Origin of the sequence: Orenia metallireducens, assembly GCF_003001995.1 — a bacterium.
GTDB lineage: Bacteria > Bacillota > Halanaerobiia > Halobacteroidales > Halobacteroidaceae > Orenia > Orenia metallireducens_B.
Genome location: NZ_PVNB01000009.1, coordinates 1 through 22,654 on the forward strand (window position 1 = coordinate 1; position 22,654 = coordinate 22,654).

A 22,654-nucleotide genomic window follows, 5' to 3' on the forward strand; every position below is an offset into this window, starting at 1 on the left:
AAGCAAGTGAAAGACTTTTGTAGAGGCTTATTGCCTAGTAACTCGCTATCCATCTTGCTTGCTTAACTTTATTATAACAAACTTTTAGGTAAGAGTAACTCGGAAAAAAGCTGATAAGCTTTTCCGAAAAAGGTTTTAATAATTTTGCTTACTTTTAAAGTAAAAAAGTGTTGCAATAATTCCATTAAACGATATTTTATCAAAATTTAATAAAAACAGGAGATGAGTTAAAGGTGCCATATGTAGAAGAGAATATTATGATAGAGAGTACAAGGGATAAAATCTATGAATTGGTTAAGGACATGGAGTCCTATCCTAAATTTATGCCCGATGTACTTAAGGTAGAGGTAGTAGAGAGGAATAATCACACAACTGTTACAAGATGGGTAACTGATATTGAAGGAAGAAAGCTATGCTGGACAGAAAGAGATTACTTTAATGATGATGAGTATCAGATTATCTATAAACAGTTAAGTGGAGATTTAAAGAAGTTTGAAGGTGAGTGGAGATTAGAAGCTACTAATCAAGGAACAGAGGTTACCTTAACGGTAGACTTTGAATTTGGGATTCCGATGTTAGCTCCCTTGCTAAATCCAATTCTAAAGAAGAAGGTCAGTCAAAATACTATCAATATGTTGACTGCTATTAAGGAGAAAGTAGAGGATGGAGTGGAGAAAATAAGCTGATATAGAAGTAAATACTATATTATTAAGAGAACTTCCTTGGCTAGTTATATTGCTATGGGGGTTCTTTTTTTATTATTAATTAATGGTCACTTAAAACTATACTATCGTATAACTTTTGAGATAAAACTTCATAAAGTTTATACTATAGTATAGTCATAAGTGAAAATAGAGCAAAAATTTGTACTATCGTACAGTATACAAATAGAAACAATTATGGTAATATATGATTAGTGCTTCTCGAGGAGTAAAATGTTAATTATATAATTTAAAAGAAAAGGGTGAAAAACTGTGAGAAAATTAAAGTATGTGGAATTAGAAAATGATGAGTCTATGATGATTAATGGTGGTAATAATGAACTTCATCTAACTTACGAAAGAGAAGATATGGAAGATATGGGTGGCGAGAAAAACGAGAAGGCTGGTGTTACATTCACACACGAGAATGAGGATGGTAGTAAAGTGGGTATAGGAGTTGAACACAGGAGTGATGAAAATGATAGGATTAAGGCGACATATTCCAAAGGAGGGTTTAAGGCTGAAGCAGCAGCAGATGAAGATGGTAATTGGGCTACAAGAATTATGCATACGATATCTTTTTAGTTTGTATTTAGAGTAAGCGGGAAGATATATTCATATATTTCATACAAATTATCAACAAGTAGGATGAAATCATCCTACTTGTTGGCTTTGAGTATATAATTAAAAATTATAAAAGAGAGGAACTTTAACATGAGAAAAAATTATAAGCAATTAGTAATCATATTATTATTTTTATTATTAACAGGTTGCCAATCAGCCAAGGAGGAAATGCTTGAAACTGCTCATCCTAACTGGAGCAAAAGTGAAATTAAAAGGGCTATCTTGATGTATGAAAATCACCCTGACTGGTCTGAAAAGAAGATAGAGTTGCTGGTTAAGCATCCCAATGCCTTCACTGATTTTGTGAATTTTTGCCAAGAAGCAAGCTTTGAAGAGATAAAGATAGCAGTGAATAATGGAGCAGATGTAAATGCAAAAAGGGATGATGGTGGAACTGCATTAATGATAGCATCTAATGAAGGAAATTTAGAAGTAGCAAAATTTTTAATAAAACAAGGAGCTAAAGTTAATGCTACAACAAATAAAGGTCATACAGCATTGATGTTAGCCGCTCAAGAAGGAAGTCTAGAAATAGCACAATCATTAATAGAAGCAGGAGCGGATGTTAATGCTAGCAATGATGACAGTCTAACAGCATTAATGGCAGCAACTCAGAGAGGAAATTTAGAAGTAGCCAAATTATTAGTAGAAGCAGGAGCAGATGTAAATGCAAAAAGTGCTGCTGATGGTGGAACTGCTTTAATGTTAGCAGCATATAAAGAAAATATAAAAGTAGCAGAATTTTTAGTAAAAGAAGGAGCAGATGTTAATGTTAGCGAGAAGGATGGTCTAACTGCTTTAATGGTAGCAGCACATAAAGGAAATATAGAATTAGCAAAATTTTTAGTAAAAGAAGGAGCTAAGGTTAATGTTAGAAAAAATGATGGTAAAACGGCATTAATAGCAGCAGCTTATAAGGGGAACTTAGAAGTATCTAAATTATTAATAAAAGCAGGAGCAGATGTAAATGCTACAGATAAAGAGGGATGGACAGCATTAATGTCAGCAGCTCAGGGCGGAAGTTTAGAAGTAGCCAAATTATTGATAGAAGCAGCAACAGATGTTAATGTTAGTGAGAAGGATGGTCTAACTGCATTAATGGAAGCAGTTGATAAAGGAAATATAGAAGTAGCTAAATTATTGATAGAAATGGGAGCAAATATTAATGCAAAAAAAGACAGTGGCGATACAGCATTAATGTTAGCCGCTCAAGAAGGGAGTTTAGAAATAGCAGAATTATTAATAGAAGCAGGAGCAGATGTAAATGCTAGAACAAATGATGGTATAACGGCATTAATGCTAGCATCTAATAAGGGAAATTTAAAAATAGTAAAATTATTAATAGAAGCAGGAGCAGATATAAATGCTACAGATGGAGAGGGCTGGACAGCATTAATGTCAGCAGTTGATCAAGAAAATATAGAAGTAGCTAAATTATTGATAGAAATGGGAGCAGATGTTAATGTAAAAAGAGCTGATGGTGGAACTGCTTTAATGTTAGCAGCTAAAGAGGGGAACTTAGAAGTAGTCAAATTAATGGTAAAAGCAGGAGTAGATGTTAATGCTAGAACAAATGATGGTATAACGGCATTAATGCAAGCATCTAATAAGGGAAATTTAAAAATAGTAAAATTATTAGTAGAAGCAGGAGCAGATATAAATGCTACAATGAAAGATGGATGGACAGCATTAATGGAAGCAAGCAAAGAGGGGAACTTAGAAGTAGCCAAATTTTTGGTAAAAGCAGGAGCAGATATAAATGCTATAATGAAAAATGGACGGACAGCACTAATAGAAGTAGCTGATAAGGGGAATTTAGAAATAGTAAAGTTTTTAGTGGCAGAGGGAGCAGATGTTAATGCTATAATGAAAAATGGATGGACAGCATTAATGGAAGCATCTCATGGAGGTAATTTAGAAATAGCTAAGTTACTAGTAAAATCAGGAGCAGATGTTAATGCCAAAAGAGATGATGGTGTAACTGCATTAATGTTAGCAGCTTATAGCCGAAATATAGAAGTATCCAAATTATTAGTAAACAAAGGAGCAGATGTTAATGTTGCAGATAAAGATGGCTGGACAGCATTAATGTCGGCAACACAGGGAGGAAGCTTAGAAATAGTAAAGCTTATGATAGAAGCAGGAGCAGATGTTAATGGTAGTGAAAAGGATGGTATAACTGCTTTAATGGGGGCAGCATATGATGGAAATTTAGAAGTAGCTAAATTTTTAGTGGAAAAAGGAGCAGATGTCAATGCTAAAAATAATGAAGGTGGAACAGCTATAATGGCAGCAGCATATAATGGGAAGCCAGAGTTGCTAGAATTTTTAATAAAAGCAGGGGCAGATGTAAATGCCACTAAAGATGATGGCACTACTGCTCTAGATTTAGCAGAGAAGATGAAAAACTCTGAGGCTATCAAAATATTAAAGCAATATATTGAGTGATTGAGCTAGATAATGTAAAAATTATCACAATAGATAGATATTGTGATAATTTTTACATTAGTATACAGTTAACAGTTGACGGTAGTTTACATGAATTTAGACACGTAGGGACAGTTAAGGTCTGTAAAACCTAAGAAAATTTTTATTTGAACAAAGCAAAAATTGAGCTGAAACTTAGAGCTTTATTAAATTTCAAATAAAGAATCTTATTAATGACAATAGTTAGTACTCCGATTGCTAGGTGAGTGGGCTCTGCCACGAAGAGTCTGTTCTTTAGACTCCTAGGTATATTTTCTTTTTGATTAGATTTATCACGAAGGGTTCCCTACAGGTTTTTTAATAAAAAACCTTCCGTAATAAATTTAAGAATGAACCCTTAGGTTTGGTTACTTTTTCATCAAGGACGCCCCATGGGAAGTAGTCTTGGGCTGAAAATGTAACTCGCCATTTAGGCTAAACTATATTTTTCCATTATTTTTTATAATGAGGAGAATTGATTATGTATAAAAACACAAAGATAGTTCTATTAATATTAGTGATTCTAATTTTTTTATCTATACATATCGAAGCTAAGAAAAATAATGAATTTAAATTAAACTATCTACTTAAAATAGGTAAACAAACATATGGATTTCAGAGATTCGAGATGAATTGTATAATTAATAAGGATGATGAAATAGAATGGATTGTTAGCGGGGAAGAGATATATTTTCTAAGACAGAAAATGTCAGGGGGAGATTATGTTATAACAGAATACAAAACTAAAATTAAAGCAAGGTTAGCTTCTGATTTTACTCTGCTTGACTATCGGTCAAATACCTTAGAAAATGATAAGTTATCTGAGTGCATTCATATGTATTTTAATCAAAATAGTTATATGATCAATATTGTAAATAGAAAAAAAGATAAGAAAAAAGAGCAGGTAATTAAGGTAGATAAACCATGTTACTTATATAAGACTTGGATCATTGATAGTTTAGTTCAAAATAACTTGTTAAAAGAAGATAAAGAACTTAAATTTATCAGAGAAAATTCTATAAATAAATATCTACTTAATTCATTTTATTTAAAAAGATTAACAGTTAAAGATAAGACTAATTTAATATTTCTGGTTAGTGGACAAGGAGATAAGATTTTTATTGATAATATTCATAACAGATTAGCAAAAATGTTCTTTAAAGAAAGCAAAGTAACTGTAACTTCAGGAAATATCCATAAAGACAAGATTAAAGCATTAGATGTAACTAAATTTTCTATAATTCCAAGTAATGTTTTATTTTTGTATAAGAATAAGTTATCTAGATTAAATTTAAAAGTTAAAATGCCCTTTGAGGTTGATGATAATAATTACCTTAATTCAACAAGACAATCTTTTAAGGGAAGAGCAGATGAAAAAGGATTTTATGGAGAATTAATTATAAATGCTAAAGAGTATATTTCAAGCAAAAATATACCTTTTCCATTAAATAAAGTTTGGCAAGGGAATCTTAAACAATATCTTAATTCTACTCCTAATATCGAAGTTAATTCTTTAGAAATTAGAAATAAGGCTAAAGAAATAACTGAAGAAATTACAACTACTTGGAATGCATCTAAAGCAATTGCTAAATGGGTATATAAAAATATTAAATACAAAGATACTCAAGAATTAACAGCTTTAGAAACCTTAAGGAAAGGGTATGGTTTATGTGCTGAAAAAGCATTATTAGTAGTTGCTTTATGTCGTGCAGTTAATATACCAGCTCGTGTTATACGTGGATTTTCGTATGATCTAAAATATAATGCATTTGTATCCCATGCTTGGATTGAAGTTTATCTTGGTAAAGATGGTTGGATACCTTTAGACCCTACTCAAGGGCAGTTCGAGTTTGTAGATGCATCTCATATCGCTTATTTGTTCAATACTGGTAATGGATATATATATAATTTTGATAAAGTTCCCGAAATAAAGGTGTTAAATTACTCTCCTGCAAGTGCAGTAGTAGTAAATAGAAAGATAAATTTTTCTGTAGTAGGTGATTTTAATAAAACTAGAAGTTATATTGTAAAGCAAGATAGTCAAGAAATTGGCAGTTATAAGTCAAAGTTAATTAGAAAGAATAATAAGCCTATATTATTAGAAGAATTTAATAATAATGAAAAAAATCCTATAAAACTAAATTAGTTTTTAACCAGGCTGGTTATGCTGAGGGTTATACTAAAATTTATCAATTTAAAAGGAAAGATTATCTTTTTAATATTAATTATGGAAAAGAAATTAAACTTAAATATAGTGTAGGAAATAATCATGGAAGTAAAGAATTTACTTCAATTGGTGAAGGTATTATTCAGATTGATAAAGATTGGTACTCTCAATTGAGTTTGTTATTAGCAAGTATTATAAAAAAATTATCAAATGAAAGTACAAAAGTAAGTACAGTTTTTTTGTTGAGCTAAATAATGTTGGTGGTAACTTTAATTTTACAAATATGAAATTTGAATTAGTTCCTTCTAAAATAGAATTTGAGAATAAATTTGTAGCAGGGTGGATTTGTTATTTTGATAATAGAAATGTAAAAGTATATATTACAGACAATGGTTTAATGACTAAGTTTCAAATTGTTAGCAGTAATTTAGTAGTAGAACTACAAAAATAGAATGATTTATATATTTTAAAATTTTAAAATATTGTAATAAATCACATGCTATTTATCAAAGAGATGATTAGTATGGTTGACTATAAGAAAAAAAGTCATGCGATATATGATATAAAGTATAATTTAGCATGGTAACAAAATATAGATACAAGGTTCTTAGTAAAAATATATCAATGAGATTAAGACAATTAATAAGACAAAGTTGTGAAGGTAGAAATATTAAAGTAGTTCGAGAAAGCATAGGAAGAGACCATACATTAATATCATGTCTTCCAAGTAAAATAGTTTAATATTTAAAGGGAAGGTCATCAAGATTGATACAGGAAGAATTTCCATATTTAAAAAAGAAATATTAGGGACAGCATTTTTGAGCAAGAGAATATTTTTGTGTAACAGTAGGAAGTGTAACTGAAGAAACTATAAAGAATTATATTGAAAATCAAGGATTAGAGAATATAGATGATATATTCAAAATAGAAGAATGAGTATAGTCATTAGTTTATAGATAGCTTTATTTATAGTCCATTAGCGAGATTTGGGCTAAATGCGATTTTTAGGCGGTAGCCGTTAAATTTATCCATGGATTAATACCAATAAAAGCTTAAAAATGAACTAAATAATAACTTTAAAATTTATAATCACCAAATATGCTGTCGGACTAAATTAATTATTAAATTAATGGGTGATGAACAATGAGATTATATAAAAATATTGTTAGAAAATTTAAAAAGTACATATGCATCAAACAACATGATACAACTGATTGTGGAGCAGCTTGTTTAGCCATGATTGCAAAATATTATGGCTTAAAGATTCCTATTACTAAAATCAGAGAAGCAGCTTGTACAGACAAACAAGGAACTAATATTTTAGGAATGATTAAGGCTGCAGATGAACTAGGTTTTAAGGCTAAAGGAGTTAGGGTTGAGCCTAAAGCATTGAAAAATGAATTTACTCTTCCTGCAGTAGCTCATGTAATAATAGATAGCCTACTGCATTATGTAGTAATTTATGAAATAACTGAAGAGGATGTAGTAATAGCCGATCCAGCTAAAGGAATAGAAGTTTATAGTTTAGAAGATTTTTATGAAATTTGGTCAGGAGTATTAATTTTAATAACACCGGATCAACGCTTTAAAAAAGGTGATGAAACTATAGGATTATTTGAACGTTTTTCACCTATTTTATTCGCCCATAAAAAGTTAATAATAGAGATATTTTTAGCTTGTATGCTCTATACAGGATTAAGTTTAGCAGGGACTTTTTACTTTAAATTTTTAATTGACGACATTTTAGGGAATGGTTTAAAGAATACATTAAATATTTTTACATTAGGAGTATTATCATTAAAAATATTTAATATTTTCCTCAATGCATTTCGAAGTCATTTGTTACTTTATTTAAGTAATAAAATGAATATCTCTTTGATTATGAATTATTATAAGCATGTGCTAAATTTACCACTTTCTTTTTTTGATTCCAGAAAGGTAGGAGAGATACTATCAAGATTGACTGATGCTGGAATGATTCGTTCAGCCATTTCTAATGCTACTTTTACAGTTTTGATTGATAGTCTTTTAGTTATCTTTGGAGGTATTATTTTATACCTTCAAAATGGAAAACTTTTTCTATTAACTCTGCTCCATCTGCCTATTTATGTTACTCTTATCTTTATTTTTAGTAAATACTTCCGTAAGATTCATAGAAGAAGAATGGAAGAGAGTGCAGAATTAAATTCTTATTTAGTGGAATCGATCTCTGGTGCTGCTACCATTAAAGCATTTAATGCGGAGTTTAATGCTAATTTAGAAACAGAAAAAAGATTTATTAAGAGGGTTAAGACTGGGTTTAAGGCTAGTATAGCTAGCAATATACAAGGTGTTTTACATGGTATTTTAGGTACTTGTAGTAGTTTATTAATTTTATGGGTTGGGTCTTCAGAAGTGATAAAAGGAAATTTGAGTATTGGGCAGTTAATGACGTTTAATGCTTTAGTGGGCAATTTTTTAGGACCACTTAAAAGTTTAATCGGCTTACAACCAATGTTACAAAAAGCTATTGTAGCTGGAGATAGACTTGGAGAAATTTTAGATTTAGAGAGTGAGATAGATGATGAAAATAGGAAATTGATTAAAGATAAATTTCAAGGAAATATTAAAATAAAAAAACTTGATTTTAAGTATGGAACTAGGGAAAAAGTATTAAAGAATATCAATTTAGATATAAAATCTGGAGAAAAAATAGCTTTAGTAGGAGAGAGCGGTTCTGGGAAGACAACCCTTGCCAAATTATTATTAAAATACTATTTACCAGAAAAAGGGGATATATTTATTGACGATTACAATATAAAGGATATAAGTTTAGATAGTTTAAGAGGAAGGATTGGTTATATACCTCAAGATGTATTCTTATTTAGTGGTACAGTAAGGGAGAATATAGCTTTTGGATTAAAAGATGTCAGTATGGAAGATATAGTAGATGCTGCCCAAAAAGCACAAGCTCATCAGTTTATAAATAAGTTGCCTTTAAGATATGAAACTAAGATAGGAGAAAGAGGATCAGATTTATCAGGAGGACAAAGGCAGAGGATTGCTATTGCTAGAGCTATTTTAAGAAATCCTGATATTTTAATTCTTGATGAAGCAACGAGTAATTTGGACACTACAACTGAAAGGGCAATACATAAGACTATTAATGAAGTAAGTAGAGGAATTACTACAATAATTATAGCACATCGTTTAAGTACTATAAAAAGTTGTGATAAGATTGTTGTTTTAGAAGATGGTAAGGTGCTAGAACAAGGTAATCATTATGATTTAATCAAAGAAAGAGGTAAATATTATAAATTATGGGAAGGGCAAACTCTAGAAGGAACTGAATCAGTTGAGGCTGTATCATGAGTTTAAAGATGATTAATTCTTAGGGAATGTAAATATTAGAGATAGAAGCTGATTTTTAAAGCAATTTATAAAAAGCAGACAATTGGATAAAAAATAATGTACATTTAATAGATGGTTTCTGAATTCTATAGAGCCATCTTTTTTTATTTTTACTAATACAATTTGTTATTATGATTATCTACATATCAGAATGAACAAATCAATAAATGTAAAAAATATCAATATAATTATCTTTAGCCAATCATAACTATAAATATAACAGGATATTAGGGAGTGGTATTGTGAATTTAGAAGAGAAAATTAGATTTCTTGAATTTGCTTATGCAGGTGCTCTAGTTGACTCTCTACTTCGTTTTAGTAGGGAAGGAATTTTAGAAGAGGTAACTGATAAGAGAAGAAAGGAGCAGATTTTATTTGGAGCTCAGAAGGCAAAAAATTTTGGAGCAAAGAGTCCTAAAGAGGTCTTTACTAAAATTTCAGAGCTATTTAATTATACTCTCTGGGAAATCAAAGAAGATGAGAAAGGATTTTTGGCAGAGGCTAACAGTTGTAAGTTAGCTGCTATGGCTAAGAAGGTAGGAGCACAGCCGCCCTGTAATATTTATTGCTTAGACCCAATAGAAGGGATGTTAATTGCTTTAAATCATGAACATCAAATAGAGGTAGAAGAGACTTTGTGGGAAGGTAAGAGTTGTAGAGTAAAGGTCAGCGAGTAATTGGTTATTTTCTCTCTTTATCTAGCATAAATTGATAGTAGTAATAACTTAGAAGGGATAGATTATTATGAAAGAGGTAGTAACTAAGCTTAAGAGAGCAACTACTGGCCTTGCTAATTCTAATAAACAGATAATTATTATTGGAGGAAATGAAGTTAGTGTACAGCTTGCCGAACCCTTGATTAAAACAGGGGGGGATATAGTGGTGATTGAAGAGGATGACCATTATTTAAAGCAGATTCAAGAGAGGGTGGATGTCTTAGCTTTGAAGGGAAAAGGGACAGATGTATCACTGTTAAAGGAGGTTATTACAGATAAGACTAACCTCTTGATTGCGATTACTGATAATGATTATGAGAATTTATTGGCAGGAATTTATGCTAAGAGTTTGGGGATTGCCAAGGTAGTTGTGCAAGTTAAAGAACTAAGAAACTTAGATTATAAGATACAGCATCAAGATTTTAAATTAGATTTGGTGGTCAATCCTTTTGCAAAAGTGATTAAAAGAATTAAAGGTTTAATCAGACCAGGAATGGAGCTAGAGATTGATAACTTTATGGATAAGCGAGTACAGATATCGAAATTCAATATCTCCCACCAAAGTAGCTTTGCTTATAATAATCTAGAGAATCTGAAACTACCTGAGGACTCATTGATATTGGCTATTTTGAGAAAAGGAAGGGTGATTATCCCTAAGGGAAGGGATAAGATTTATCCTGGAGATACAGTCTTTATTATCTGTCAGAAGGGTTTTAAGGGTAAACTAGCACAACTTGTTAGCTATCATTCTAATGATAAAGAGAAGATAGTATTAGTTGGAGGTGGAGAGATAAATTATCAGTTGGCAGAGCACTTTTCAAAAAATTCTGTAGTGACTATCGTTGAAGAGGATAGAAGAAGATGTGAAGAGCTGGCTGAAAACTTGGTTGATACATTGATATTGGAGGGGAGAGGGACTGATATAGATTTATTAAAGGAGGAGGGTGTAGCTAAATCAGATGCTTTTATAGCAGCAGGAGAGAGTGACGAGGCCAATATGTTAATGGCTAATCTGGCTAAGAAGTTAGGAGTGAAGAATTCGATTGCAGTGGTAAAGGATATTAACTATACATATTTAACAGATCTCTCAGATATAGATCATATTATCAGCCCTTCAGCCAGTGTAGTAGATACCATTCTAGATTATTTCTATCAGGGACAAGTTGGAAATAATACAATCTTTGAAGGGCAAGTGAATATATCAGAGATCACAGTTAAGAAATCTACCAAGCTTGCTAATTTAGAGTTACCCTCTGACTTAATTGTAGCTTTAATCAAAAGGGATAAGAGTGCAATTATCCCTAGAGGAGAGAGTAGACTAGAGCGTGGTGATAAGCTGGTGGTATTGTCTTTGGCTGCTAAAGGTGATATTAAGGAGTATTTTAAATAATGTTTTATTGCTTAGTAACAATTTACAGGTAATGAATAACTAGTAGAATTTTTTCTTGTTACTGGTCACTCGTTACTTGTTACTTTTTTTATTGGGGGGTGATTAAATGAGATTAAAGATTGTTTTTAATATGCTAGGAACTCTGTTAATATTTATTGGAGTTAGTATGTTGGTACCTATCTTAGTGGCTTTATATTATAAAGAGGTCGATGGAGTAGCCTTTATTGTGACTATGGGCTTTACAATCAGTGTTGGGCGAATTTTAAGCAGAGCAACAGAGAGTGATGAAGAGATTAGGCATCGAGAGGGATTTGCAGTTGTTACTTTAGGCTGGATAGCTATCTCTATCTTTGGCGCAATCCCATTTATGTTAGCAGGAGTCTTTGATAACTTTGTCGATGCTTTTTTTGAGAGTGTTAGTGGTTTTACTACTACAGGGGCAACGGTGATTATGTCCTTAGAGAGTTTATCCCATACAATTCTATTTTGGAGAAGCTGGATGCATTGGTTAGGTGGGATGGGGATAATTGTGATGTCTATTGCTATCTTACCAGAGTTGGCTGGTTCGATGCAATTATTTAAAGCAGAGGCTCCTGGACCAGTGCATGATAGGCTAAAACCTAGAATCAGAGAGACAGCCAAGACCTTATGGGTAGTATATCTAGTGATTACTACTGTACAGACTATCTTATTGGTAATGAATGACATGCCCTTTTTTGATGCGATAATTCACTCCTTTGGGACTATTTCCAGTGGTGGCTTCTCTTCTAGAACTTTGAGTGTTAAGGCTTATAATAGTACAGTAATAGAATGGATTATGGCTGTATTCATGTTCTTAGCAGGGGTCAATCTGACCTTGCATTATCAATTCTTAACTGGTAACTTTAAGTCCATATTTAAAGATAAGGAGTTGAGGTTTTATACCTGTATAGTAGTATCTGCTATTATCTTAATTACTATCAATTTGAGGTTTCAGGTCTATCGTTCATTGGCTGAATCCTTAAATTATGCTGCTTTTCAGGTTACTTCAATTATCAGTACTGCAGGATTTGCTACAGTAGATTATGATATTTGGCCACCCTTCTCTAGGGGGATATTGCTTATCCTGATGTTTATCGGTGGTTGTGCTGGCTCAACGGCTGGTGGGATTAAGGTAATTAGAATCTATGCTCTGATGAAGAAAGGCTTTCAAGAGTTATATAAGCTAATTCATCCTCGAGCAGTTACTTCCTTGAAGATAGGAAATCGGGCTGTATCTGAAGAGGTATCTACCAGTATTTTAGGTTTCTTTTTTTTATATGTGATTGTATTTGTTATTTCAACGGTGATTTTGACCTCCTTTGGAATAGATTTAATCAGTTCAATTTCAGCAGTGGCGGCAACCTTGGGCAATATTGGGCCAGGTTTAGGATTGATTGGACCCTTGAATACCTATGTTCCTCTACCGATAGTCTGTAAATTATTATTAAGCTTTTGTATGATTTTAGGAAGATTAGAGATATATACTGTTTTGGTATTCTTACTATCAGGATTTTGGAGAAAATAACCTTATTTTTATTAGATGCTAAGTATAATTTGTGTACTTATAGGGAACGTTCTGTAGTTCCCTTTTTAACATCTCATAATAAAATTAAGTAATTGGTATAGAATAAATCTTAGAACCTTATTATAAAAGGATGATAAACTATGACTATTGTAGAAGGATTAATTCAATATGGTTCAATCTCATTGGCAATTATAGCTTTAATCTGGAAGAGAGATGGGATGAAGAAGTATGTCCCTGTTGGCTTGTTTGCTAGTTTTTATGCTGATATTTGGTGTTATATTGCTATTTACTTTAATTTATGGGGATATCATCATAAGATCTTACCTTTAATAAGGGATATCTCTGTACCTGTAAATGTGATTGTGGTACCAATAATGGCGATGTTTTGGGTTAGATATTGTCCACTAAAGTTTAAAGAGAAGTTGCTATGGGCATTTACTTGGACAAGCGTGCTAACTGTAGTAGAGGTTTTGATAGAGAGAAGGACAAGTATATTAGCTTATCATGGTTCATACCACTGGTATCACTCCTATATATTATGGTTTTTTACTTGGTTTATCTGGTTAGGTTTTCATTTATGGCTAAATGATTGGAAGAGGGAGTTTGATAGTATCTTTTAAAAAGTCCTTTTGCCAAAAAGCTATGCCTTGTATATAATAAACTTAAATATAATAAATGGAAACCATGTAGTATAGGGGGATACATATGCAAAATAAGATTTTAGTAGTTGATGATGATAAAAATTTATGTAGATTGATGGAGATTTATTTAAAGAAAGAAGAGTACAAGGTGATTATAGCCAATGATGGGCAAGAGGCTATTAATAAATTTTATGAGGAGAATCCTCAGTTACTCATTCTAGATATAATGTTACCTAAGATGAATGGCTGGGAGGTATGTAATGAGATTAGAAAGGAATCTAATGTTCCTATTTTAATGTTAACGGCAAAAGGGGAGAAGGATGATAAGTTAAAGGGGCTAGAGATAGGTGCTGATGATTATGTAACTAAGCCCTTTGATCCTGATGAGTTGGTAGCAAGGGTAAAAGCAATCTTAAGAAGGGTTGGAGATATAAGTAAAGGTAAAGAGCTAATAGCCTATCCTAACTTAAAGATTGATAATAAGAGGCATTTAGTTACCCTGAAGGGAGAAGTGTTAGAGCTGGCTCCAAAGGAGTATGATCTACTCTATTTTTTAGCCAAGCATGAGAAGCAGGTCTTTAGTAGAGAGCAGTTGCTAGATAGAGTATGGGGATTTGACTTTATCGGTGATATTAGGACTGTAGATACCCACATCAAAAGATTAAGAAAGAAGGTTGATGAACAGCTAGAAGATTATAAGTATTTTCATACAGTATGGGGGGTAGGCTACAAATTTGAAACTGTTAAGGAGCATTGATACCATATCTGGAAAGTTAATGATTAGATTTACTATAATTATTTTGGTAACACTATTTATTTTAGCGATATCACTATCCTATCTCTTTCAAAACTATTATTATGGGAGTACTGAAAAGAAGTTTATAGATCAAGGTAATAAGATAGCTGCGTTATTACAGCGCTCCCTTTATGAAGGAAATTATGATGAGACTCTCTTTTTTTTGAGGGATTCACAGCGTTTTTTTGAAGGAAATGTCTGGATAGTTGACTCTAAAGGGCTTATTTTAGTAACCACACAACAGAAGGAATTACAGGGTGTTAGATTAAATAAGAATGAGGTTAAACAGGTATTTCAAGGGAAGATAGTTAAGAAGAGAGGCTTTTCTTATTATTTTGGAGAGCCTGTATTATTTGTGGCAGTACCTATTAATTTTGCCAATAAGGTGGTCGGGGCGGTCTTTGTCTACTCCCCCTTAGCAGGAATCGGTTCCACTTTAAATGATTTGAGAAGGCTAGTATTATATGCTGCTTTGATAGCTATTATTTTGACTTTGATTTTGAGTTTTACCTTATCTAAGAGCTTTTCACGACCATTAAAAAGGATGCAAAAGATTTCTCTTAATATGGCTCATGGTGATTTTGATGAGAGGGTAGTAATTGAGTCTGAGGATGAAGTTGGTCAATTGGCCCAATCTTTTAATTATCTAGCCGATAAATTACAGGAGACTATAGCTTCACTTCAGGAAAAAGAAGAGCAGCAGCGGAGGTTTGTAGCTGATGTTTCTCATGAATTAAGGACCCCTTTAACCTCGATACAGGGGTTTGTCAAGGCATTAAGAGATGGAGTATATGAAAGTGAGCAGGACAAGGAGGAGTATTACCAGATTATTCTATCAGAGGTAAAGCGGTTGATTAGACTAGTAAATGATCTATTGGATTTATCCCAAATAGAGTTAGGGCAGATTAAGATGGAGATGGAGATTTTAGATTTAAAGGGGATAATCAAGAACTCAATTAGAAATTTAATGCCTAAGATTAAAGATAAGGAGTTAAGAATAGTGATTGAGCTAGCAGATGATCTGCCTTTGGTTTTTGCAGATAGGGATAGAATTGAGCAGGTCTTGATTAATCTGATCAGTAATGCTATCGATTTTACTCCACAGGGTGAGACGATAAAGGTAATCTCTAAAAGAGAAGATGATGAGGTTCTTGTGATGATTAAGGATACGGGACCAGGAATTCCAGTAGAAGAGCTAAATAATATTTGGAATAGATTTCACAAGGTTGATAAGGCTAGGACTAGAGATAGAGGTGGGACTGGTTTAGGATTATCTATTGTTAGAGAGATTATTCGCCATCATCAAGGTGAGGTCTGGGTAGAAAGTGAGCTTGGCAAAGGATCTACTTTTATCTTTAGCTTACTAGTAGCAGATAAATAAAGTTTCATTTTTTTGAGAAACTTTATTATCACGGAGAGTTTCTTGAAACTCGAAGGGGGAAATTTTCGAAATTTAGCCTATTAATTTTTGTTATATTCTTAATTTAGGTATGTTAGGAATAAATAAAGTTTCATTTTTTGAGAAACTTTATTATCACGGAGAGTTTCTTGAAACTCGAAGGGGGAAATTTTCGAAATTTAGCCTATTAATTTTTGTTATATTCTTAATTTAGGTATGTTAGGAATAAATAAAGTTTCATTTTTTGAGAAACTTTATTATCACGGAGAGTTTCTTGAAACTCGAAGGGGGAAATTTTCGAAATTTAACTTTTTTTACCTTATGTCATAATTTCGTAAAAACTTGCCTTTATAATATAATCAAAAGGTAAGGAGGGAATTAAGATGAAACAGACTAAAAAGAGTATATTGTTTTATACTGGGTTATTTTTAATTGGTATTTTAATAGGAAGTGTAGTACTTAATGATTCTACAGCAAGTGCTTTTTGGAATGATAACAAGCAGGAAGATAATTCTCAAAAAGCTACTATAAATAAGATTGTTGTTCCTCAAGAAGAGGCTGTTAAGAGGGCAGTTAAGCAGGTAGGTCCTGCTGTAGTCAGTATTGTGACCAGAGATGTTGAAATTGTACGGGACTTCTTTTACAATCCAGTTCCTCAAGAGAAGGAGGGACTTGGTTCTGGTGTAATTATCGATAAAGAAGGGTATATCCTAACAAATAATCATGTGATTGATGGTGCTGATAAGATTAAGGTCTTACTCTCTGATGGTCGTAAATTCTCAGCAGAGGTGGTAGGTGCAGACCCTAGAAATGACTTAGCTGTAGTTAAGATTGAGGGTGAAGATTTACCAGTAGCCCATTTGGGAGATTCTGATAAGCTAGTAGCAGGGCAGTTGACTATTGCTATTGGTAGCCCTTATGGTATAGAGTTTAGTAATACAGTCACAACTGGTGTAGTCAGTGCTTTAGGTAGAGAGATTAGAGCAGGAAAGCATGGGATTTTAGAGAATTTAATCCAGACAGATGCTTCAATCAATCCTGGCAATAGTGGAGGGCCTTTATTGGATAGTCAAGGTAAGGTAGTAGGAATCAATACAGCAATCATTGGTGATGCCCAAGGTATTGGTTTTGCTATTCCTATCAATCAAGCCAAAGAGATTATCGATGATTTAATCAAATATGGTAAGGTTAAAAGACCATGGCTTGGTATCTATGGTACTAAATTGACTGATGAGATTATCAATTATTATAGTTTACCAGTAGCGCAAGGGGTCTTAATTGCTAGGGTAATTATGGATAGTCCTGCTGATAAAGCTGGTTTATCCCATAATGATATCATTGTTGAAGCAGATCACCAGAAGATTGGTGATATGAGTGACTTAAAAGAGATAATCAATAAAAAGGGAATAGGTGCTAAATTGGAGTTATTGATTATGGATAATGATAAGAACTTAAAACCTGTTACCGTTACTTTAGAAGAGTTGAAGACGGAATAATAATTTTATTGGAGATAAGTTTAAACTTAATTGAAGAGGTTCCTTCTACTTAAGAAGGGGCTTCTTTTATTTTTATAAAGCTTTATAAGGGGTGAGTTATTTTGGATGAAGATATAGCATTAATTATACCAGCTTATAATGAGGTAGAGACGATTGGAGAAGTGATAGAAGTAGCACAGAAGAGTAATTTATTTAATGAGATAGTTGTAGTCAGTGATGGTTCAGAGGATGGTACTGCTAAAAAGGCATTAGAGTATGATGTTAAGACTATCGCTTTACCAAAAAACTTAGGAAAGGGAGCAGCTATGACTATTGGGATGAAGAATACACTTTCAGAAATAATACTATTTTTAGATGCTGATCTTGTTAGCTTAAGAGAAGAGCATATTAAAAATTTACTTACACCGCTTATAGAAGGAAGGGCTGATATGAGCTGTGGTCTATTCTCAGGAGGGAGAGAGAATACCGATTTTGCTCAAAGATTGACTCCATATCTGACAGGACAGAGAGCTTTGAGAAGAGGTTTGGTCAATTCTTATGAAGAATTAAGGGACTCTAAATTTGGGGCTGAACTGTATTTAACCAAATTGGCTATAGAACAAGAGCTAAAGGTAGAAAAGGTCTTTTTAGAAGGGTTAACCCATAGAATGAAGGAGGAGAAGAGAGGCTTTATTAAGGGGATAATCTCCCGTTTAAAGATGTATTGGGAGGTCTTTGAATATTTTAAGAGAAATAATTTAAGTTATCATAGTCTGAGCTCTACTATAAAATAAATGGGGAGGCTAAAGCCTCCCCATTTATTTTATAAACTCTCCAATAAATCTTGGTTCTACCTCTAATTTGACACCATTTTTCTGATAGATTTCATCTTGAACTAATTTGATTAAATTCTTAACATCTTCTGCACTAGCATTACCAAGATTTACAATAAAGCCTGCATGCTTTTTAGAGACTTCGGCTTCACCAACTCTAGTTCCTTTGAGTCCAGCCTCATCAATTAATGCACTAGCATAGTAGTTTTCTGGTCTTTTAAAGATACTACCTGCACTGGGCATCTCCATGGGCTGTTTGGTCCAGCGCTTATCGGTCAAATCATCTATTTTGGCTTTAATCTCTTTTTTATTTCCGTAGTCTAGAGAGATTCTTGCTTCAACAGCAATCAATGGTTCATCCTGTAAGATACTATGGCGATAAGATAGTTTTAGCTCTTCTTTAGATAGGGTGAGCTCTTCTCCCTGATAACTTAAACATCTTACCTCTGTGATCACATCTTCAATCATGCCACCATAAGCACCAGCATTCATATAAATTGCTCCACCTAAGCTACCTGGGATACCACTAGCAAACTCTAAACCTGTTAGACCTACTTCTAAAGCCTTATCAGATACATCTGCTAGAAGTATCCCTGTTTCTGAAATTATCTCTTTTCCTTCTACTTTAATATGGTTTAGCTTTTCAGTATTAATAACTATCCCTCTAAATCCTCTATCACCAACTATGACATTACTACCCTTTCCTAGGATAAAGAAAGGGATATCTATATCCTGGATAGTGATAAGTACCTCTTTTAACTCTTTAATACTATTAGGTATTACCAGTATATCGGCAGGTCCACCTATTTTAAAGGTAGTATACTCTTTTAGTGGTTCATCAAATTTCACATTAAAGCCACAAATATCTTTAAGTTTATCCTTAAGCTTTTCATTTATAAACATAGGAATAAAAACCTCCTTCAAAAGTTAATCAAGAGATAGTCATCCAACTTTAAAAAGAAATTTAGATTAATGTTAGGTTGGATGACAGTAACGAGTAACGAGTAACAAGTCAAAAGATTAAAATATTATAAGTTTCAATTGGACATTTATAATCAACTAAATTGAGAATCAATTGAGCTTTAAAACAATACATCTATTTTATCATATTTCTTTTCTATAACCAAATATTCCAAAAAGAATAGTATTATTAATAGAGATGCTCTAGGATATCTGTTTATGTTTAAAATGATAGATTATGTGAGTTGAATTTTAATTAAGATTAAGTTTAAGTAAACCAGAAAGTATAGCTCTGATGTTATACTTAGGCTTAATCTTAAAGCGTTGGAATTTATTTGGGTTTATATATATTATCTCGCTAAGGTAGTGTAGGTATTCTAGTACTTTTAGTTTAAAATCTGGTTTATTGATAATCTTGAATTTATTCTTATAAAATCAGTTAATACAAATAATGTTCGATAAAAGTTATTAAGATATTGATAAAAAAATTTAAATATGATATCTTAAAGGTTAAACAGGAGATTTATAGCCACTCTTCTAATTTTTTAGATATCTTCTGTTAAATATTCTTTTAGTATAAAATCTCAGATGAATGAACAAGATATATTTGATTTTGCAAATATGATTTCATAAATTTTAACTGTAATTTCATTCAATGGGGTGAGAAGATGAAAGCTGAAAATAGATATAACTTAAGTAAAAGGGTCAGTGTTGTTGGACTGATAGTAAATATTGCCTTAGCAATTGCTAAAATTATAGTGGGATTTCTATTTAGAAGTAAGGCTTTAGTTGCTGATGGTTTTCATTCAGTATCTGACATTGCTTCTACACTGGTAGTGATGTTTAGCATGAAGATTTCTGAGCTTCCTCCAGATAAAGAGCATCCCTATGGTCATGGGAAGGCTGAGTCTATTGGGACAAAAATATTGGGTATTATTTTAATCTTAACAGGTTTTGGCTTAGCCAAGGGGGCACTAGAAAACATTTTTTCAGCAGAGATTGCTATACCAGGTAAGTTGGTTCTATGGGTAGCTATACTTTCAATAATATCCAAGGAATTGCTGTATAGATATACTATAAAGGTAGGAAGGATGATTGATAGTAAAGCTATCATGGCTGATGCCCACCACCACAGATCAGATGCTTTCTCTTCTATAGCTGCTTTAATTGGGGCAGGTGGGGCTCTTTTGGGTTATCCAGTTCTAGATCCTTTAGCTGGATTGGTAGTAGCATTATTTATTATCAAGTTAGGCTTTGAAGTATTGCTTGATGCTATTGATGAATTGATGGATGCTGTTCCTAGTCAGGATAAGATGGAAGAGATAAAGGATCAAATTGAGAGCTTGGACAATATTATTGATATTGGTGATATTAAATTAAGGTCTTATGGTCCGCGTTTTTTTGTAGATTTAGAGGTGGTAGTAGCAGATGATTTGACCGTTGTAGAAGGACATAAGGTGGCTGTTAAAGTCAGGGATAAGATTAAAGAGTTGCATCCTAGTGTTGAAGAGGTACTTGTACATATTGACCCTGAAAGTGTTTATAAAGGTAGCAATAACTCTGGATAATAATAGATATAAGATTTAAAATAACTTATTATCTTAGCATTAAAACTGATATAATATACTCATTAACCGAATACCATCCACATTAAGCAAAGTAAGTTATTAAAAGAACTAAAATTATTGATAGGAGTAGGTAAAATTAATGGAATTGATAAGTAGAGATAAACTTATACTTTTATTAATTACAATTATGCTAGTTTTAGCTGGATGTAAGGATTCTTTAGTTATAGAAGATTTTCTAATTGGCTCTGAATTCTATAATAAGGCTGGCTATTTTATAGGAAATACCAAAGTAGATTTTACTGTCAAGTTGGCTGAAGATCTGTTGGTTGAAGGTTTTGAACAGGATGTGGTCTATCAATGGTCTTGTAATGGGGGAGAGATAATATCTAAAGATAAAAATACGATTACTTATCTGACCCCACAGATACCAGGTGATTATTATATTAATGTCAGGGTAATTAATAATAGGGATAAGGACGAAGAAATTAACTATAAATTTCCCTTTGCTGTTAGAGGAAATTATCCTGATAAGGTCTTTTTAAAAGAGGTGGAAAATAAGTCTGTAGAATCAGGTGTTCAAATTAGCTGGTCGCCTTATCCTAAGGATGACTTTTATGCTTATAAAATTCTGCGAAGTAATAATCTTTATATAGATAATAAGTTAGAGGTTATTGCAGAAATAGAGAACCCCAGGTCAACCTCCTATGTTGATTATGAAGTTGCAAGTGATCAACATTATACCTATCAAATTATGGTAATCAATCGATTGGGTTATTTCTCTTTAAGTAATGAAAGAATAATTAAAACTTGGTCAACAGGGACTAAAGAGATTTCAATTGAAGAGAATTTGGTAGATATCATCAAGGATCCTATTAGATCTAGATTTTATATCAGCAATAAGAGTCAAGAGCAGTTATTGGTTTTAGATAGTCAAAGAGAAGAGATAATCAAAAGAGTACAATTGGATATTATCCCTAATAAGTTGCTGTTGAGTAGAGATAATAATTCTATCTTCTCTTTCTCTCCAGAGAGTAAAGAGCTAGTAGAGATTGACCTACTTACTTGGCAGATTCATAAATATAATTTTGATGAGAAGATAATGGACATAGCTATAAATGAAGACTACCTTTATTTAAGCCTTAAGGGAGAGTATAATCTCTTAAAGTTTAATATCAAAGAGAAGAAGATTGAAAATAAAATTAAGTTAAGTAGGAAAGGGAGATTGCTCTCTGGAGAGAGGATAGCCTTTATCAGGGATAAATATCTATTAATAGATGATAGTTTTGGTGATGTTTTAATTTATTCTTTAGACAATTTATCTCAGCCTATTAGTAATTTGGGTATTTTGTCTATTAAGAAATTTATTTTAGCTAAGCTATCAGAAGAAGAGTTGCTTTATATAATCGGTGAATATCCCGATTATGTCAAGGTTATTGGGATAGATGAGGATTTTAATCAAAATTTCAAAGAAGTCCTTAGTACAGCTTCATATCCTAGAGATTTTGTATTAGATAATCAGAATGGTTTGTTATTTATAGTCTGTGATGATAAGAGTATCTGTACCTTCTCTACTAAAGATAATACCCTTGTAGATAAAATATCATTAAAGAATTATATATATCGGATAGATTTAGATATTGAGAATAAGCAGATTTACTTACTTACATCATCAAGTGAATTAACAAAAAATAACATAGTTGTCATTGATTATGAATAACATAAGACTAGGATAATTAACTATTGCTTACCCCTTACCCAATTGTCAATGTTGTTCAATTTTAGAGTGAAATTTAAATGTGTCGTTATATAGAGTGCGATAATTTGAGTCTAAGTATAAGACTAAGTTTGAGTAAAACATATAGCCTTAATGCTTTTCTTAGACTTATACTTAATCTTAAAATGTCACAATATCTCATTGGGTTTCATTTTAGAGTTATTTATCTTATTAGCTGTTAGTTATAATTTATTAAATACATGTATAC

17 protein-coding genes and 1 pseudogene are annotated in these 22,654 nt (G+C 32.3%); 17 read left to right on the plus strand and 1 reads right to left on the minus strand.

Annotated elements, in window-relative coordinates; all coding sequences use genetic code 11:
* The first annotated feature begins 233 nt into the window (after positions 1–233).
* The 15 genes and pseudogenes from BX659_RS07890 (at position 234) to BX659_RS07955 (ending at position 18,105) form a co-directional block, all read left to right on the plus strand.
* Positions 234–686 carry a type II toxin-antitoxin system RatA family toxin gene (locus tag BX659_RS07890; RefSeq protein WP_097017915.1) on the plus strand — a complete coding sequence of 151 codons (453 nt, stop codon included), beginning with the start codon at positions 234–236 and terminating at the stop codon, positions 684–686.
* A 288-nt stretch (positions 687–974) separates the two neighbouring features.
* Positions 975–1,286, plus strand: a complete 312-nt coding sequence (locus BX659_RS07895; RefSeq protein WP_097017916.1) for a hypothetical protein — start codon at positions 975–977, stop codon at positions 1,284–1,286.
* Between the two features lie 129 nt (positions 1,287–1,415).
* Positions 1,416–3,773, plus strand: coding sequence for an ankyrin repeat domain-containing protein (locus BX659_RS07900; RefSeq protein WP_097017917.1), 2,358 nt, complete (start codon positions 1,416–1,418; stop codon positions 3,771–3,773).
* A 499-nt stretch (positions 3,774–4,272) separates the two neighbouring features.
* The gene (locus BX659_RS07905; RefSeq protein WP_097017918.1) at positions 4,273–5,937 is read left to right on the plus strand and encodes a transglutaminase-like domain-containing protein; all 1,665 of its coding nucleotides are present in this window, start codon (positions 4,273–4,275) and stop codon (positions 5,935–5,937) included.
* A 304-nt stretch (positions 5,938–6,241) separates the two neighbouring features.
* Positions 6,242–6,409 (plus strand): hypothetical protein, encoded by a 168-nt coding sequence (locus BX659_RS18985; RefSeq protein ID WP_181186430.1) that lies wholly within the window; start codon positions 6,242–6,244, stop codon positions 6,407–6,409.
* Between the two features lie 72 nt (positions 6,410–6,481).
* Positions 6,482–6,894: pseudogene (gene tnpA / locus BX659_RS19670) on the plus strand (IS200/IS605 family transposase).
* Between the two features lie 207 nt (positions 6,895–7,101).
* Entirely contained in the window at positions 7,102–9,309 is a 2,208-nt protein-coding gene (locus BX659_RS07915) for a peptidase domain-containing ABC transporter (protein WP_097017919.1), read from the plus strand.
* A gap of 281 nt (positions 9,310–9,590) precedes the next feature.
* Positions 9,591–10,025, plus strand: a complete 435-nt coding sequence (locus tag BX659_RS07920) for a hypothetical protein (protein WP_097017920.1) — start codon at positions 9,591–9,593, stop codon at positions 10,023–10,025.
* A 67-nt stretch (positions 10,026–10,092) separates the two neighbouring features.
* Positions 10,093–11,454, plus strand: a complete 1,362-nt coding sequence (gene trkA / locus BX659_RS07925) for a Trk system potassium transporter TrkA (RefSeq protein WP_097017921.1) — start codon at positions 10,093–10,095, stop codon at positions 11,452–11,454.
* A 106-nt stretch (positions 11,455–11,560) separates the two neighbouring features.
* Positions 11,561–13,000 (plus strand): TrkH family potassium uptake protein, encoded by a 1,440-nt coding sequence (locus BX659_RS07930; RefSeq protein ID WP_097017922.1) that lies wholly within the window; start codon positions 11,561–11,563, stop codon positions 12,998–13,000.
* A 140-nt stretch (positions 13,001–13,140) separates the two neighbouring features.
* Positions 13,141–13,620 (plus strand): CBO0543 family protein, encoded by a 480-nt coding sequence (locus BX659_RS07935; protein ID WP_253250728.1) that lies wholly within the window; start codon positions 13,141–13,143, stop codon positions 13,618–13,620.
* 85 nt (positions 13,621–13,705) lie between these two features.
* The gene (locus BX659_RS07940; RefSeq protein ID WP_097017923.1) at positions 13,706–14,398 is read left to right on the plus strand and encodes a response regulator transcription factor; all 693 of its coding nucleotides are present in this window, start codon (positions 13,706–13,708) and stop codon (positions 14,396–14,398) included.
* Positions 14,376–15,818, plus strand: coding sequence for a sensor histidine kinase (locus BX659_RS07945; RefSeq protein ID WP_097017924.1), 1,443 nt, complete (start codon positions 14,376–14,378; stop codon positions 15,816–15,818). The genes BX659_RS07940 and BX659_RS07945 overlap by 23 nt, the downstream gene beginning before the upstream one ends.
* A gap of 401 nt (positions 15,819–16,219) precedes the next feature.
* Positions 16,220–17,332, plus strand: a complete 1,113-nt coding sequence (locus tag BX659_RS07950; RefSeq protein ID WP_097017925.1) for a S1C family serine protease — start codon at positions 16,220–16,222, stop codon at positions 17,330–17,332.
* Between the two features lie 101 nt (positions 17,333–17,433).
* Positions 17,434–18,105 (plus strand): glycosyltransferase family 2 protein, encoded by a 672-nt coding sequence (locus BX659_RS07955; RefSeq protein WP_097017926.1) that lies wholly within the window; start codon positions 17,434–17,436, stop codon positions 18,103–18,105.
* 24 nt (positions 18,106–18,129) lie between these two features.
* Here BX659_RS07955 and murB read toward each other — a convergent pair whose 3' ends face one another.
* Positions 18,130–19,047 carry a UDP-N-acetylmuramate dehydrogenase gene (gene murB, locus BX659_RS07960; protein ID WP_097017927.1) on the minus strand — a complete coding sequence of 306 codons (918 nt, stop codon included), beginning with the start codon at positions 19,045–19,047 and terminating at the stop codon, positions 18,130–18,132.
* A 725-nt stretch (positions 19,048–19,772) separates the two neighbouring features.
* Between murB and BX659_RS07965 the strand changes: the two genes are divergently transcribed.
* Both BX659_RS07965 and BX659_RS07970 read left to right on the plus strand, forming a co-directional pair.
* Positions 19,773–20,672 carry a cation diffusion facilitator family transporter gene (locus tag BX659_RS07965; RefSeq protein ID WP_097017928.1) on the plus strand — a complete coding sequence of 300 codons (900 nt, stop codon included), beginning with the start codon at positions 19,773–19,775 and terminating at the stop codon, positions 20,670–20,672.
* A gap of 139 nt (positions 20,673–20,811) precedes the next feature.
* Positions 20,812–22,389, plus strand: a complete 1,578-nt coding sequence (locus BX659_RS07970; RefSeq protein WP_097017929.1) for a YncE family protein — start codon at positions 20,812–20,814, stop codon at positions 22,387–22,389.
* Positions 22,390–22,654: the final 265 nt, after the last annotated feature.